At 72.6% G+C, this 12,470-nt stretch carries 11 protein-coding genes and 1 pseudogene; 9 read left to right on the top strand and 3 right to left on the bottom strand.

Annotation, left to right across the window (positions count from 1 at the left end):
* Positions 1 to 36 precede the first annotated feature (36 nt).
* The 9 genes and pseudogenes from ACIQPT_RS21450 to ACIQPT_RS21410 form a co-directional block, all read left to right on the top strand.
* Positions 37 to 1,575: an FAD/NAD(P)-binding protein gene (locus ACIQPT_RS21450; protein ID WP_401157483.1), complete on the top strand. Its 1,539-nt coding sequence runs from the start codon at positions 37 to 39 to the stop codon at positions 1,573 to 1,575.
* Positions 1,576 to 1,638: 63 nt separating this feature from the next.
* Positions 1,639 to 2,448: a class II aldolase/adducin family protein gene (locus tag ACIQPT_RS21445; protein ID WP_401157482.1), complete on the top strand. Its 810-nt coding sequence runs from the start codon at positions 1,639 to 1,641 to the stop codon at positions 2,446 to 2,448.
* A 90-nt stretch (positions 2,449 to 2,538) separates the two neighbouring features.
* Positions 2,539 to 3,189: an NAD(P)-dependent oxidoreductase gene (locus ACIQPT_RS21440; protein WP_401157481.1), complete on the top strand. Its 651-nt coding sequence runs from the start codon at positions 2,539 to 2,541 to the stop codon at positions 3,187 to 3,189.
* Between the two features lie 28 nt (positions 3,190 to 3,217).
* Positions 3,218 to 4,492 (top strand): multidrug effflux MFS transporter, encoded by a 1,275-nt coding sequence (locus ACIQPT_RS21435; RefSeq protein WP_401157480.1) that lies wholly within the window; start codon positions 3,218 to 3,220, stop codon positions 4,490 to 4,492.
* 131 nt (positions 4,493 to 4,623) lie between these two features.
* Positions 4,624 to 6,033 carry a class II 3-deoxy-7-phosphoheptulonate synthase gene (locus tag ACIQPT_RS21430; RefSeq protein WP_401157479.1) on the top strand — a complete coding sequence of 470 codons (1,410 nt, stop codon included), beginning with the start codon at positions 4,624 to 4,626 and terminating at the stop codon, positions 6,031 to 6,033.
* Positions 6,034 to 6,074: 41 nt separating this feature from the next.
* Positions 6,075 to 6,455, top strand: a complete 381-nt coding sequence (gene aroH / locus ACIQPT_RS21425; RefSeq protein ID WP_401157478.1) for a chorismate mutase — start codon at positions 6,075 to 6,077, stop codon at positions 6,453 to 6,455.
* The gene (locus ACIQPT_RS21420; protein ID WP_401157477.1) at positions 6,452 to 7,579 is read left to right on the top strand and encodes a prephenate dehydrogenase; all 1,128 of its coding nucleotides are present in this window, start codon (positions 6,452 to 6,454) and stop codon (positions 7,577 to 7,579) included. The genes aroH and ACIQPT_RS21420 overlap by 4 nt, the downstream gene beginning before the upstream one ends.
* Positions 7,580 to 7,628: 49 nt before the next feature.
* Entirely contained in the window at positions 7,629 to 8,813 is a 1,185-nt protein-coding gene (aroC, locus tag ACIQPT_RS21415; protein ID WP_401157476.1) for a chorismate synthase, read from the top strand.
* Positions 8,814 to 8,857: 44 nt separating this feature from the next.
* Positions 8,858 to 9,043 (top strand): annotated as a pseudogene (locus ACIQPT_RS21410) (3-phosphoshikimate 1-carboxyvinyltransferase); the annotation flags it as partial.
* Between the two features lie 39 nt (positions 9,044 to 9,082).
* On the opposite strand, the gene hisC reads toward ACIQPT_RS21410, so the two are convergent.
* The 3 genes from hisC to gap all read right to left on the bottom strand — a co-directional run bounded on the left by hisC (position 9,083) and on the right by gap (position 12,231).
* Complete coding sequence (gene hisC, locus ACIQPT_RS21405; protein ID WP_401157475.1) at positions 9,083 to 10,150, bottom strand: histidinol-phosphate transaminase; 1,068 nt, start codon at positions 10,148 to 10,150, stop codon at positions 9,083 to 9,085.
* A 142-nt stretch (positions 10,151 to 10,292) separates the two neighbouring features.
* Positions 10,293 to 11,207 (bottom strand): pyridoxamine 5'-phosphate oxidase family protein, encoded by a 915-nt coding sequence (locus ACIQPT_RS21400; protein WP_401157474.1) that lies wholly within the window; start codon positions 11,205 to 11,207, stop codon positions 10,293 to 10,295.
* Between the two features lie 13 nt (positions 11,208 to 11,220).
* A complete protein-coding gene (gap, locus tag ACIQPT_RS21395; protein ID WP_401157473.1) occupies positions 11,221 to 12,231 on the bottom strand; it encodes a type I glyceraldehyde-3-phosphate dehydrogenase in 1,011 nt (336 codons plus the stop codon).
* Between the last annotated feature and the right edge of the window lie 239 nt (positions 12,232 to 12,470).

Raw genomic sequence — 12,470 nt, 5'->3', positions numbered from 1 at the left:
GCGCCCGCCTGCCACGAATTGATTGGTGACTGACACATGTCCCGAGGATTCTCGATCGGCGTCGTCGGAGGAGGAGCCGCTGCAGTCTGCTTGATCGACGCGTTGTCCAGGACACACAGCGAGCCAGGCAGCCTCACCGTCTTCGAGCCGTCGCCGCACCTGTGGCGCGGCCGTGCCTACCAGGTCGACACCGAGACGCTCAAAGTCAACGCGACACCGGACGACATGTCCGTGCGCCACGGCGACCTCCAGCACTTCGAGAACTGGCTGGAGACCCGGGACAGGGTCATCGGGATCCGGGCGAGCGTCGACCACCGGTCCGGAAGCCGGTTCGCTCCCCGGACCGTCTACGGGGAGTACCTGGAGCAGACCGCGTACGCCGCCCTCGGCGAGCTGCGCCGGCGGGGCTGGCGGGTCGACCTGGTCGGCGAGGGGGTCTCCTCGGCCGGCCGGGCCGCCAACCGGGTCCTGCTGCGCACCGGCAACGGCCGGGCCCGTGCCTTCGACTACGCCATCCTGTGCGTCGGCGGCGACAGCCCCAAGGACGTCTACGGGCTGTCCGGTACACCCGGCTTCGTCGCCGACCCGTACCCCGTCGTCAGCAGGCTGGCCGATGTGGGCGAGCAGGACCATGTCGCGGTCATCGGCAGCGGTCTGACGGCCATCGACATCATCCTGTCGCTGGCCGCCCAGGGGCACCAGGGCCGGATCAGCCTGCTCTCCCGGCGCGGGGTGCTGCCCGGCGTACGCCAGAAGGCGGTCCCCTTCGAGCTGCGCCACTTCACTCCGCAGCGGATGGAGACCCTCGCCGTCGGCCGCCCCGAGCTGACCCTCGACGAGATCGCCGCCGTCATGCGGGCCGAGTTCCGCGACGCCGGGGCCGACCTCGACGCGGTCGTATCGGAGATCATCCGGGTCGATCTGGAAGATCCGGTGGACCGGCTGCGCCGTCAGATCCATGAGGTCGACTCACCCCACATGGGGCTGCGGATCCTCCAGCGCGCGGTCCCCGAGACGGGCCCGGACGTCTGGCCGCGCCTGCGCGAACAGGACAAGGTCCAACTGCTGCGCGCGCACTACCGCACGATCATGAGCCTGTGCTGCCCCATGCCGCCGGGCAGCGCCGGGGTCCTGCTCGAACTCGTCGATGCGGGCCGGCTCGACATCGCCGCCGGACTGCAGAGCATCACGCCCCGGGCCGAGGGCGGCTTCGACGTCCTGACCGCCGAAGGCGCCGACTTCACCGCCGACCGGGTCGTCAACGCGGTCAACGCGTCCGAGGGACGGATTCCGACCAGCGCCGCCCCCCTGGTGACCTCCCTGATGCGCAGCCGGGTCGCCAGCCGGCACCCGCACGGCGGCCTCCACATAGCCCGGCCCACCAGCCAGCTGACGGCCAACGGCCGGCCCGACCCCCGCCTGTACGGGCTCGGCAACATCGCCGCCGGCTCCCTCTTCTTCACCTTCGGCATCCCGTCCCTGGTCGACCGCAGCCAGGACATCGTCTCGACGGTCCTCCAGCACGCCGAAACCGTCCGCGCCGCGGACACCGAGAACGTCCTGCTCACCGTCTAGCCCGCGCCCGCCCACGCAGAAGCCCATATCGACCCTGTCACCGGAGATGAGGAACGCCCGAGCATGAGCATCACGGACACCGACCGGCCCGCCTACCTCGCCGACACCCACACGGGCCTGCCCATCCCCCGCGAGCCGGTCTTCGCCACGCACGAGGAGACCCGCCGGCACCGCAAGCAACGCCTGGCCGCCGCCCTGCGCCTGTTCGGCAAGTACGGCTTCGGAGAAGGCATATCGGGCCACATATCGGTCCGTGACCCGGAGCACCCCGACCAGTTCTGGGTGAACCCCTTCGGCGTCTCCTTCAACCTGGTCCGCGTCGCCGATCTGATCTGCGTCGACTCCGCCGGCCGCGTCGTCCACGGCAACCACCGGGTCAACCCGAGCGCGTTCGTCATCCACTCCGCGATCCACGAGCTGCATCCGGGAGCCACCGCCGCCGCCCACGGGCACACCGCGCACTCCCGCGCACTCGGCTCCCTGGGCCGGCTCCTCGAACCCATCGACCAGGAGTCCGCCGCCTTCTACGGCCGGCAGGCCTTCTACGAGGAGTACGAGGGCCCCTCGGTCTCCGTCGAGCAGGGCCGCGACATCGCCGAGAAGCTCGGCGACAACCGGTCCATCCTGCTGCGCCACCACGGCCTGATCACGGTCGGCGGCTCCCTCGACGAGGCCGTGCACTGGTTCTTCACGTACGACAGCTGCGCCCAGGTGCAACTGCTCGCACAGGCGGCGGGCACCCCGAAGGCCTTCACGCACGAACAGGCCGTGGCCGCGGGCGACGGCTTCGGCAACGAGCAACTGGGCTGGTTCAGCTTCCAGCTGCTCTGGGACGAGATCACGCGTGAGCAGCCCGACCTGCTCGACGAATAGCGGGCCGGACCCGCACCACCCCGTACCACCCGACCCGTACCACCCACCCCGTACCGCCCATCCGACGAAAACGGAATGAAGAGGAACCCCATGAACATCCTGCTCTTTGGCGCCGGCGGCAATATCGGCAGCGCCATCGCCGGCGAACTGCTCTCCCGCGGCCACACCGTCACCGGTGTCACCCGCAGCGGCAAGGCCGAAGCGGCCGAGGGCCGTGCGGGCTTCACCGCCGTCGCCGGCGACGCCACCGACGCCGCCACCGTGGCCCGGCTGTCCGCCCAGGGCTACGACCTGGTCGCCTCCGCCGTCGGCCCCCGGGTCGGCGCGGAGGACGACCGGAAGATCATCGTCGGTGCGGCCAAGGCGCTCATCGAGGGCCTGACCCGCAGCGGCGTACGCCGCCTCGTCGTCCTCGGCGGCGCCGGCAGCCTCGAAACCGCCCCGGGTGTGCGCGTCATCGACAGCCCGCACTTCCCGGAGATGTGGAAGAACAACGCCCTCGCCCAGATCGAGGCGCTCGGCCTCTACCGCGAGACCACCGGCCTGGACTGGACGTTCATCTCCCCGGCCAAGCTCATCGAGGCCGGCGAGCGCACCGGCTCCTACCGCAAGGGCGGCGAGCAGCTCGTCGTCGACGCCGAGGGCAACAGCCGCATCAGCTACGCGGACTACGCCGTCGCCTTCGCCGACGAGGTGGAGCAGAGCAACGCCGTGCAGTCCCGTATCAACGTCGCCTACTGACCGCGATTCCCCGAAGGGACTCGACCCCATGTCCTCATCCGAGACCACACCGAGGGGCGGTGGCGGGCGTGCCCGCCTCGTCATCATCCTCGGCGCCCTCACCGCGCTGGGACCCCTGGCCAACGACGCCTATCTGCCGGCCATGCCGCAGATCGCCGACAACCTGGCCGCGAGCGCGTCGACCACCCAACTGACCCTGACCGCCTGCCTGCTCGGCCTCGGCATCGGCCAGCTGATCGCCGGACCGCTCAGCGACGCGCTCGGCCGGCGCCGGCCGCTCATCGCGGGCCTGGCGCTGTTCGCCGTCACCGCGGCGCTCTGCGCGGTGGCGCCGAACATCTGGAGCCTGGTGGCGCTGCGCGCGCTCCAGGGCCTGGGCGGCGCCACCGGCATCGTGATCGCCTCCGCGGTGGTGCGCGACCGGCACTCCGGTGCCGCGGCCGCCCGCTTCTTCGCGATGCTGATGCTGATCACCGGGCTCGCGCCCATTCTGGCGCCGGTCCTCGGCGGCCAGCTCCTGCTGGTCACCTCGTGGGGCGGCATCTTCGTCGCCCTCGCGATCGCCGGAGCCGTGATGCTGCTCGGCGTGGCCGTGGGCCTGCCCGAGACGCACCCGGTGGAGAAGCGGATCAGCGGCGGCCTCAGGGCCACCGGGCCGGTGTTCCGCCGGCTGCTCACCGACCGTGTCTTCGTCGGCTACATGCTGGCCTGCGGACTGGGCTTCGCCGCGATGTTCGCGTACATCTCCGGCTCCACCTTCGTCCTGCAGTCCCTCCACGGCATGTCGCCGCAGCGGTTCAGCCTGGTCTTCGCGGTCAACGCGCTGGGCCTGGTGATCGCGGCCCAGGTCAGCGGCCGGATCGTGCACCGCACCGGGGCGCGCCCCCTGCTGGCGACGGGCCTCGCGGTCTCCGCCGTCGGCGGGCTCGGCCTGCTGGCCGTCGTCCTGACCGACGCCGGTCTCGCGCCGCTGCTGGTCGCGCTGTTCCTGGTCGTCTCCAGCGTCGGCCTGATCATGCCCAACTCCTTCGCCCTGGCCCTCCAGGACCACGGTGACGTCGCGGGCTCGGCGGCCGCGCTGCTCGGCCTGTTCCAGCATCTGATCGGCGCCGCCGTCGTGCCGCTCGTGGGACTGGCCGGCGAGGACACCGCCGTGCCCATGGGCATCGTCATCGCCGTCCTCGGCGTCGGCGGGCTCCTCTCCTTCGCCCTGCTCACCCGCGCGCACGGGGCGTCCGGGCCGGGCCCGGCCGCCCCGGCGGGATCCGGGTCCGAGGAGGTCCCGGAGCCGGTCCGCGGCTGACACCGCCCCACCATGCCGCCGGTCCGGGGACTGTCCGCCCCCCGTTCGTCCCCGGACCGGCGCCCCACCTCTCGCTGCTCTCTTCTCTCTGCTCTCTGCTCCCGACCGAAACCGATTGAGGTACAGCCACCATGACACTCGCCCAGCACGTCACGGCAGCCGACTCCTGGCGGTTCCGGCCCGCGGCCCAGCAGCCCACCTGGCCCGATCCGCAGGCCCTGCGCTCCGCCGTGGACGACCTGGTGTCCTACCCGCCCCTGGTCTTCGCCGGGGAGTGCGACCGGCTGCGCGACCGGCTCGCCGCCGTGGCCCGCGGTGAGGCGTTCGTCCTCCAGGGCGGCGACTGTGCCGAGACCTTCGACGCCGTCTCCGCCGACCGGATCCGCGCCAAGGTCCGCACGCTGCTCCAGATGGCCGCCGTGCTGACCTACGCGACCTCCGTGCCGGTGGTCAAGATCGGCCGGATCGCGGGACAGTACTCCAAGCCCCGCTCCCGGCCCACCGAGACCCGCGACGGCGTCGAACTGCCCGTCTACCGGGGTGACTCGGTCAACGGCATCGCCTTCACTCCGGAGGCGCGCACCCCCGACCCCGAGCGGCTCAAGCGGATGTACCACGCCTCCGCCGCCACCCTGAACCTCATCCGCGCCTTCACCACCGGCGGCTACGCCGACCTGCGCCAGGTCCACGAGTGGAACCGGGACTTCGTCGCCGCCTCCCCGGTCGGCGAGCGTTACGAGAGCCTGGCCCGCGACATCGACGCCGCGCTGGCCTTCCTGGCCGCCTGCGGCGCCGACCCGGCCGAGTTCCACTCCTCCGAGATCTTCGCCAGCCACGAGGCGCTCGTCCTCGACTACGAGGCCGCCCTCACCCGTACCGACTCGCGCACGGGCCTTCCGTACGACGTCTCCGGCCACATGATCTGGATCGGCGAGCGCACCCGGCAGCTCGACGGCGCCCACGTCGAGTTCGCATCGCAGGTCCGCAACCCCATCGGCGTGAAGCTCGGCCCGGGGACCACGCACGACGACGCGCTCGCCCTCATCGACAAGCTCGACCCCGAGCGCGAGCCCGGCCGGCTCACCTTCATCACCCGCATGGGCTCGGCCGCCGTCCGCGAGACCCTGCCCGGCCTCGTGGCCAAGGTCACCGCCGAGGGCGCGCGGCCCGCCTGGATCTGCGACCCCATGCACGGCAACACCTTCGAGGCGCCCAGCGGCCACAAGACCCGCCGCTTCGAGGACGTACTCGACGAGGTCCACGGCTTCTTCGAGGTCCATCACGCGCTGGGCACCCACCCCGGCGGCATCCACATCGAGCTGACCGGCGACGACGTCACCGAGTGCGTCGGCGGCGGTGCAGCCGTCCGCCTCGCCGATCTCGACCGGCGCTACGAGTCGGCCTGCGACCCGCGCCTGAACCGCAAGCAGTCCCTCGACCTGGCCTTCCAGGTCGCGGAGCTCTACCGGGAGCTGGGCCAGGGCCGCGGGCGCACCGCCGCCGAGGACCGGTCCCGCCCGGCCGCCGCCGCCGCGGCCTGACCGCAACTCACCGAAGCGCAACTCACCTGAGGGGGAAGACGATGAGCGTGCGCGCCCTGCGTGGTGCCATCCAGCTGGACCGGGACGAGCGGCACCATCTGCTCGACGAGGTACGGAAACTGTTCCAGGAGATGCTCCGGACCAATGGGCTCGACCAGGACGACCTGGTCAGCGTGATCTTCACCGCGACTCCGGACCTGGTCAGCGAGTTCCCCGCGCTCGCCGCCCGCGAACTGGGCATGTCGGACGTGCCGTTGATGTGTGCCCAGGAACTGGACATCGCCGGATCCCTGCCCCGGGTGGTGCGGATCCTCGCGCATGCCGAGACCGACCGGCCCAAACCCGCGATCAAGCACGTGTACCTGGGCGGCGCGGCCGCGCTGCGCCGGGACCTCGTCCCGCAGGACGGAGTCTCCGGATGATCCGCTCCGCCGCCGTGGTGGGGACGGGCCTGATCGGCACCTCGGTCGCCCTGGCCCTCGGCCGGCGCGGCGTCGTCGTCCACCTGATCGACCAGAACGAGTCGGCGGTCCGCACGGCCGCCTCGCTCGGGGCGGGTACGGTCGGCGCCCCGCCGGACACCGTGGACCTGGCGGTGCTGGCGGTCCCGCCGGCCCAGGTCGGGCCGGCCCTCGCCGCCCACCAGGCCCGCGGGCTCGCCCGTGCCTACACCGACGTGGCCAGCGTGAAGGCCCAGCCGGAGCGCGGCGTCGCCGCCAGCGGCGCCGACGCGGGCGCCTTCATCGGCGGCCATCCGATGGCCGGCCGGGAGCGGTCCGGCCCGCTGGCCGCCTGCGCCACCCTCTTCGAGGGCCGTTCCTGGGTGCTCACCCCGACGTCCCTCACCAGCCGCGACACGCTCAACATGGCCCTGATGATGGTGGCCCTGTGCGGGGCGGTGCCGGTGGTGATGGACAGCGGCGCCCATGACCTCGCCGTCGCCCGGGTCTCCCACACCCCGCACGTGGTCTCCTCCTTGCTCGCCGCACGCCTGCTGCACCTGAACCAGGACGCCTCCCGGCTGGCCGGTCAGGGTCTGCGCGACATGGTGCGGATCGCGGGGGGTGATCTGCGGCTGTGGACCGACATCCTGGAGTCCAACGCCCCGGCCGTCGCCGAGGTGCTGGCCGAGCTCGGCGAGGACCTTCAGGTCACCGTGGCCGCCCTGCGGGGTCTGTCCACCGGCGACCCCGACGAACGCGCCCGGTCCACCTCGCTGCTGGCCGACATGCTCGGCCGCGGCATCACCGGCCGCGACCGTATCCCCGGCAAGCACGGGCACCCGGTGCCCGCCTGCACACCGGTCCGGGTGCTCATCGGCGACCAGCCCGGTGAGCTGGCCCGGCTGTTGGTCAACGCCGCCGACCTCGGCGTGAACATCGAGGACATGACCATCGACCACTCGCCCGGCCAGGAGAGCGGCCTGGTCGAGCTGATGGTGGCGCACTCCCGTGCCCACTCCATGGCCCAGAGCCTGACCGCCGCCGGCTGGAGCGTCCAGCGGCTGCGGCAGCCGGCCGCCGCCCCGGACCCCGTCGCGGTGTGACCGCCGCGCCACCGGCCCAGGGCCGGACATCCACGGAAGAGGACCTCCCTTGAGCACTTTGCGATGGCTCACCGCGGGCGAGTCGCACGGGCCCGCGCTCACCGCTGTCCTCGAAGGCATGCCGGCCGGGGTGGAGATCTCCACCAAGGCCCTCGCCGACGCTCTGGCGCGCCGCCGGCTCGGTCACGGCCGCGGCGCCCGTATGGCCTTCGAGCGCGACGAGGCCGCCTTCCTCGGGGGCGTCCGCCACGGACGGACCCAGGGCGGCCCGATCGCCCTCCGGATCGACAACACCGAGTGGCCCAAGTGGCAGACGGTCATGGCCGCCGACAGCGTGCCCGACGAGGTCCTGGCCGGGCTGGCCCGCAACTCCCCGCTGTCGCGGCCCCGGCCCGGCCACGCGGACCTCGCCGGCATGCAGAAGTACGGGTTCGACGACGCCCGGCCCGTCCTGGAGCGGGCCAGCGCCCGCGAGACCGCGGCCCGGGTCGCCCTCGGCGAGATCGCCCGCGCGTTCCTGCTCCAGGCCTACGGCATCACCGTGGTCAGCCATGTGGTCGGGATCGGCGGCGTCCGGGCCCCGGAGGACCTGGCGCCCGGCCCGGGGGACGTCGAGCGGGTCGACGCCGACCCGGTGCGCTGCCTCGACCCGGAGGCCTCCGCGGCGATGACCGCGGCGGTCGACCGGGCCCACCGGGACGGCGACACCCTCGGTGGCACGGTGGAGGTCCTCGCCCACGGGCTGCCGCCGGGCCTGGGCAGCCATGTGCACGGTGACCGGCGGCTCGACGCCCGCCTGGCCGGTGCCCTCATGGGCATCCAGGCCATCAAGGGGGTCGAGTTCGGTGACGGCTTCGGCCTGGCCCGCGTACCCGGCTCCCTCGCCCACGACGAGATCGAGCCCGGCCCCGACGGACTGCGCCGCCGCACCGCCCGCTCCGGCGGCGTCGAGGGCGGCATGAGCACCGGCGAACCCCTGCGCGTACGGGCCGCGATGAAACCCATCGCGACCGTCCCACGGGCCCTGGCCACCGTGGACGTCGCCACCGGCCGGCCGGCCGTGGCGCACCACCAGCGCTCGGACGTCTGCGCCGTGCCCGCCGCGGCCGTGGTCGCCGAGGCCGTCACCGCGCTGGTGCTGGCCCATGCGGCGCTGGAGAAGTTCGGCGGCGACTCGCTCGCCGAGACGGCCCACAACCACCGCGCGTACCTCGACCACCTGGCCGTCCGGTGAGCGCCCCGGCCGACCTCACCATCGCCCCGCTGGCCGACGCGCCCGTCACCGTGCACCCGGGCACGCCCGTCCCCGCCACCGTGGACTGCCGGCGCGACCACCGCATCGCCATGTCCTTCTCGGTGCTGGGCCTGCGAGCCCCGGGCATCGCCCTGGACGACCCGGCGTGCGTCGGCAAGACCTTCCCGGGGTTCCACGCGGAGCTGGCCCGCCTCTTCGGATCTCGATGACGGACCATCGGTGAACGCCTGTGCGCCGGGCCGCCGCCGTCAGCGCTGCCGGTGCGACGCGGTCTTCAGCAGCCGGTCGTTCGCGTCCGGGGCGCCGATGGTGATCCGTACGCCCTCGTCGCCGAAGGGGCGGACCATCAGCCCGGCCGCCTCGCAGGCCTCCGTGAAGCCGGCCGTACGGGACCCCAGCCGCAGCCACACGAAGTTGGCCTGGCTCTCCGGCACTTCGTAGCCCGCCGTACGGAGGCCGGCCGTCACCCGGGCCCGCTCGGCCACCAGGTCCGCCACCCGCTCGGCCAGCTCCGCCCCGGCCCGCAGCGATGCCACCGCCGCCGCCTGCGCCGGTCCGCTCACGCCGAACGGGACGGCGCAGGCCCGCAGCGCCGCCGCGACCCGCGGGTGCGCCACGGCGAAGCCGACGCGCAGCGTGGCCAGCCCGTACGCCTTGGAGAACGTACGCAGTACGGCGACGTTCGGGCGGTCGCGGTAGAGATCGATGCCGTCCGGGACCTCCGCGTCGTCGACGAACTCCCGGTACGCCTCGTCGACGACGACCAGCACCCGGCGCGGCACCCGGTCCAGGAACCGTTCCAGCGCGGCCCGGCGCACGGCGGTGCCGGTCGGGTTGTTGGGGTTGCAGATGAATACCGCCCGGGTGCGGTCGGTCACCGCGGCGGCGATCGCGTCCAGGTCGTACGCCTCTCCGCGCAGCGGGATCTCCACGGGCGTCGCCCCCGCGGCCCAGGTCAGCAGCGGGTACGCCTCGAACGAGCGCCAGCCGAAGAGGACTTCGTCGCCGGGTCCGGCGGCGGCCGCGACCAGGTGCTGGGTGATGCCCACGGATCCGGTGCCCAGGACGAGGTGCCCGGCGGGCACGCCCAGGACCGCGGCGAGCTCGTCCCGCAGGACGGTGGCGGCCGGGTCGGGGTAGCGGTTGAGCCGGCCGAGCTCGGCCTCGACCGCGCGAATCACCGACGGGAGCGGCGGATAGGGGTTCTCGTTGGAGGAGAGTTTGTCGACGAGATCGTCGGGGGCCGGGCGGCCCGGTACGTAGCGGGGCAGCGTGGAGACGTCCGCGCGCAGCAGGGGGAAGGCCGCGTCGGTCATGGGTGTCCTCTCCGGTGAACGGGCAGCGGGAAAGGGCGGTGCGACAGGCCGTCCGGCCGCGCCGACGGGGGTGACGGCACGGCCGGACGGCGCCCGCACGGCCCGGGATGCGGGGTACGGGCCAGGGGGACCCGATGGGGGCTCAGGGCCCGTCGGCGGCGGGCGGGTTGTAGGGCGAGGGTCCGGCGAAGGACCAGCGCAGCCGGGTGGCCGCGTCGATCTGGACCACCTGTTCGATGTCGAACTCGCACATCCGCAGGGCGCCGGGCACGGCGGTCCGGTGGTCCTCGTCCCAGTCGATCCGGGCCTTCCCCGACAGCTGGAGGGTGCTGCCCGACTCCCAGTCCAGGAAGAGCAGCCCGCAGTTGGGGTTCAGCTGCAGGTTGCCCAGGGTCATGTAGAAGGAGTTGCCGAAGTAGTCCGGCCAGACGAGCTTGCGCGGCCCGGCCACCGAGACGAAGCCGGGGTCGCCACCGCGGTGCGAGGAGTCCGCGCCGTGGCCCTCCGCCCGGCTGGCGATGAAGAAGGTGTCCGCGCCGCGGATCCAGCTCTCCTGCTCCGGCGTCAGGTCCGCGCCCGTACGGGCCGGCTTCGGCTCCGTGGCGGGCCCGTCCGCGACCGGAACGCGGACCTGAAGGTACTTGGGGCAGTTGCCCAGCACCTGCTCGGTGCGGATGCGCAGCGTGTCGTTCTCGCGGTGCGCCACCCCGTTGATCCGGACCCGGCTGGTGGTGTGCGGTTCGAGGGCGAGCAGGCCGATGTCGGTGGTGGTCCCGAAGGCGTCCGCGAGCGGATCGCCCGGCACCGGCAGTGACGACAGGGCGATGGTCTGCTGGTCCAGGGGCGCCGCGAACCCGGGGTCGCCGGTGACCAGCGAGGACCAGACGGCCCCGGAGGAGTCGGCGGCGCCGAGGAAGAGCATCCGCTGGCGCAGCAGGTACGGTCCGAAGCCGGGCAGCAGGTCGCCCTCGAACATGGGCGAGCCCCAGCCGGGCCGGCCCTCGCCGGCCCGTTTCTGTACGGCCTGCTCGCCTTCGTGGTACGTCGTCTTGATCACGATGGCCTCCTGGTCAGGTGCGGGCGCCGATCAGCAGCGCGGTGTCGACCACGCGGTTGGAGAAGCCCCACTCGTTGTCGTACCAGCCGACGACCTTGACCTGTCGGCCGTCGCCGATGACCTTCGTCAGGCCCGAGTCGAAGATGCAGGACGCCGGGTCGGTGACGATGTCGCTGGAGACGATCGGCTCGTCGGTGAAGGTGAGAACGCCCGCCAGGGGCCCCTCGGCGGCCTTCGCGAAGATCTCGTTGACCTCCTCGGCCGTGGTCGGGCGGCCCACCCGGACGGTCAGGTCGGTGGCGGATCCGGTCGGGATCGGCACCCGCAGCGCGTATCCGTCGAGCTTGCCCTTGAGCTGCGGCAGGACGAGGCCGATCGCCTTGGCGGCGCCGGTCGTGGTCGGCACGGTGTTCGTCGCCGCCGAGCGGGCGCGGCGCAGATCGTTGTGCGGGCCGTCCTGGAGGTTCTGGTCCTGCGTGTAGGCGTGGACCGTGGTCATCAGGCCGTGTTCGATGCCGAGTTCCTCGTCCAGGACCTTCGCCAGCGGGGCCAGGCAGTTGGTCGTGCACGAGGCGTTGGAGACGATGTCGTGCTCGGCCGGGTCGTAGAGGTGGTCGTTGATGCCGATGGCGATGGTCAGGTCCTCGTTCCTGGCGGGCGCGCTGATGATCACCTTGCGGGCGCCGGCCTCCAGGTGGGCGCGGGCCTTGACCGCGTCGGTGAAGACACCCGTGGACTCGATGACGACATCCACCTCCAGCTCGCCCCAGGGCAGCTCGGCCGGGTCGCGCTCGGCGGTCACCCGGATGGTGCGGCCGTCGACGACGAGGGACCCGTCGCCGGCGCGTACGTCGCGGCCGAGACGGCCCAGGGTGCTGTCGTACTTGAGCAGATGGGCGAGCGTGGCGGCGTCGGTGAGGTCGTTGATCGCGACCACCTCCAGGCCGGTGCCCCGCTCGAGGGCGGCGCGGAAGAAGCTGCGGCCGATGCGGCCGAATCCGTTGATGCCGACCTTGATCGTCACGTCATACCTCTCGTCGAAATAACATCCGCCACCGCACGGAAATTCGCCCGGCGCGGCCGTCCGGACCTCGACGCTACCCCCGGCCTACCGCAGCGACTTGCTCAAATGCGCCTGGATTTCCCTATGTTCGCGCACAAAGGTCCGGGAGGCAGGTATCCCGATCGAAACTTCCGATGGATCAATCATACGTGCGCGTAGGTATGTTCTGATGGATGAGCTGTCCGAGAGGGGCACCTGAC

It is taken from the genome of Streptomyces sp. NPDC091289 (assembly GCF_044757365.1).
Taxonomy (GTDB): domain Bacteria; phylum Actinomycetota; class Actinomycetes; order Streptomycetales; family Streptomycetaceae; genus Streptomyces.
This window is presented reverse-complemented; position numbering and strand designations above follow the sequence as displayed.

Coding starts and splice junctions, on each gene's coding strand:
- ACIQPT_RS21430 (WP_401157479.1), top strand. CDS start 4,624: ATGACACTCGCCCAGCACGTCACGGCAGCCGACTCCTGGCGGTTCCGG.
- hisC (WP_401157475.1), bottom strand. CDS start 10,150: ATGACCGACGCGGCCTTCCCCCTGCTGCGCGCGGACGTCTCCACGCTG.
- ACIQPT_RS21435 (WP_401157480.1), top strand. CDS start 3,218: ATGTCCTCATCCGAGACCACACCGAGGGGCGGTGGCGGGCGTGCCCGC.
- aroH (WP_401157478.1), top strand. CDS start 6,075: ATGAGCGTGCGCGCCCTGCGTGGTGCCATCCAGCTGGACCGGGACGAG.
- ACIQPT_RS21420 (WP_401157477.1), top strand. CDS start 6,452: ATGATCCGCTCCGCCGCCGTGGTGGGGACGGGCCTGATCGGCACCTCG.
- ACIQPT_RS21445 (WP_401157482.1), top strand. CDS start 1,639: ATGAGCATCACGGACACCGACCGGCCCGCCTACCTCGCCGACACCCAC.
- ACIQPT_RS21450 (WP_401157483.1), top strand. CDS start 37: ATGTCCCGAGGATTCTCGATCGGCGTCGTCGGAGGAGGAGCCGCTGCA.
- ACIQPT_RS21440 (WP_401157481.1), top strand. CDS start 2,539: ATGAACATCCTGCTCTTTGGCGCCGGCGGCAATATCGGCAGCGCCATC.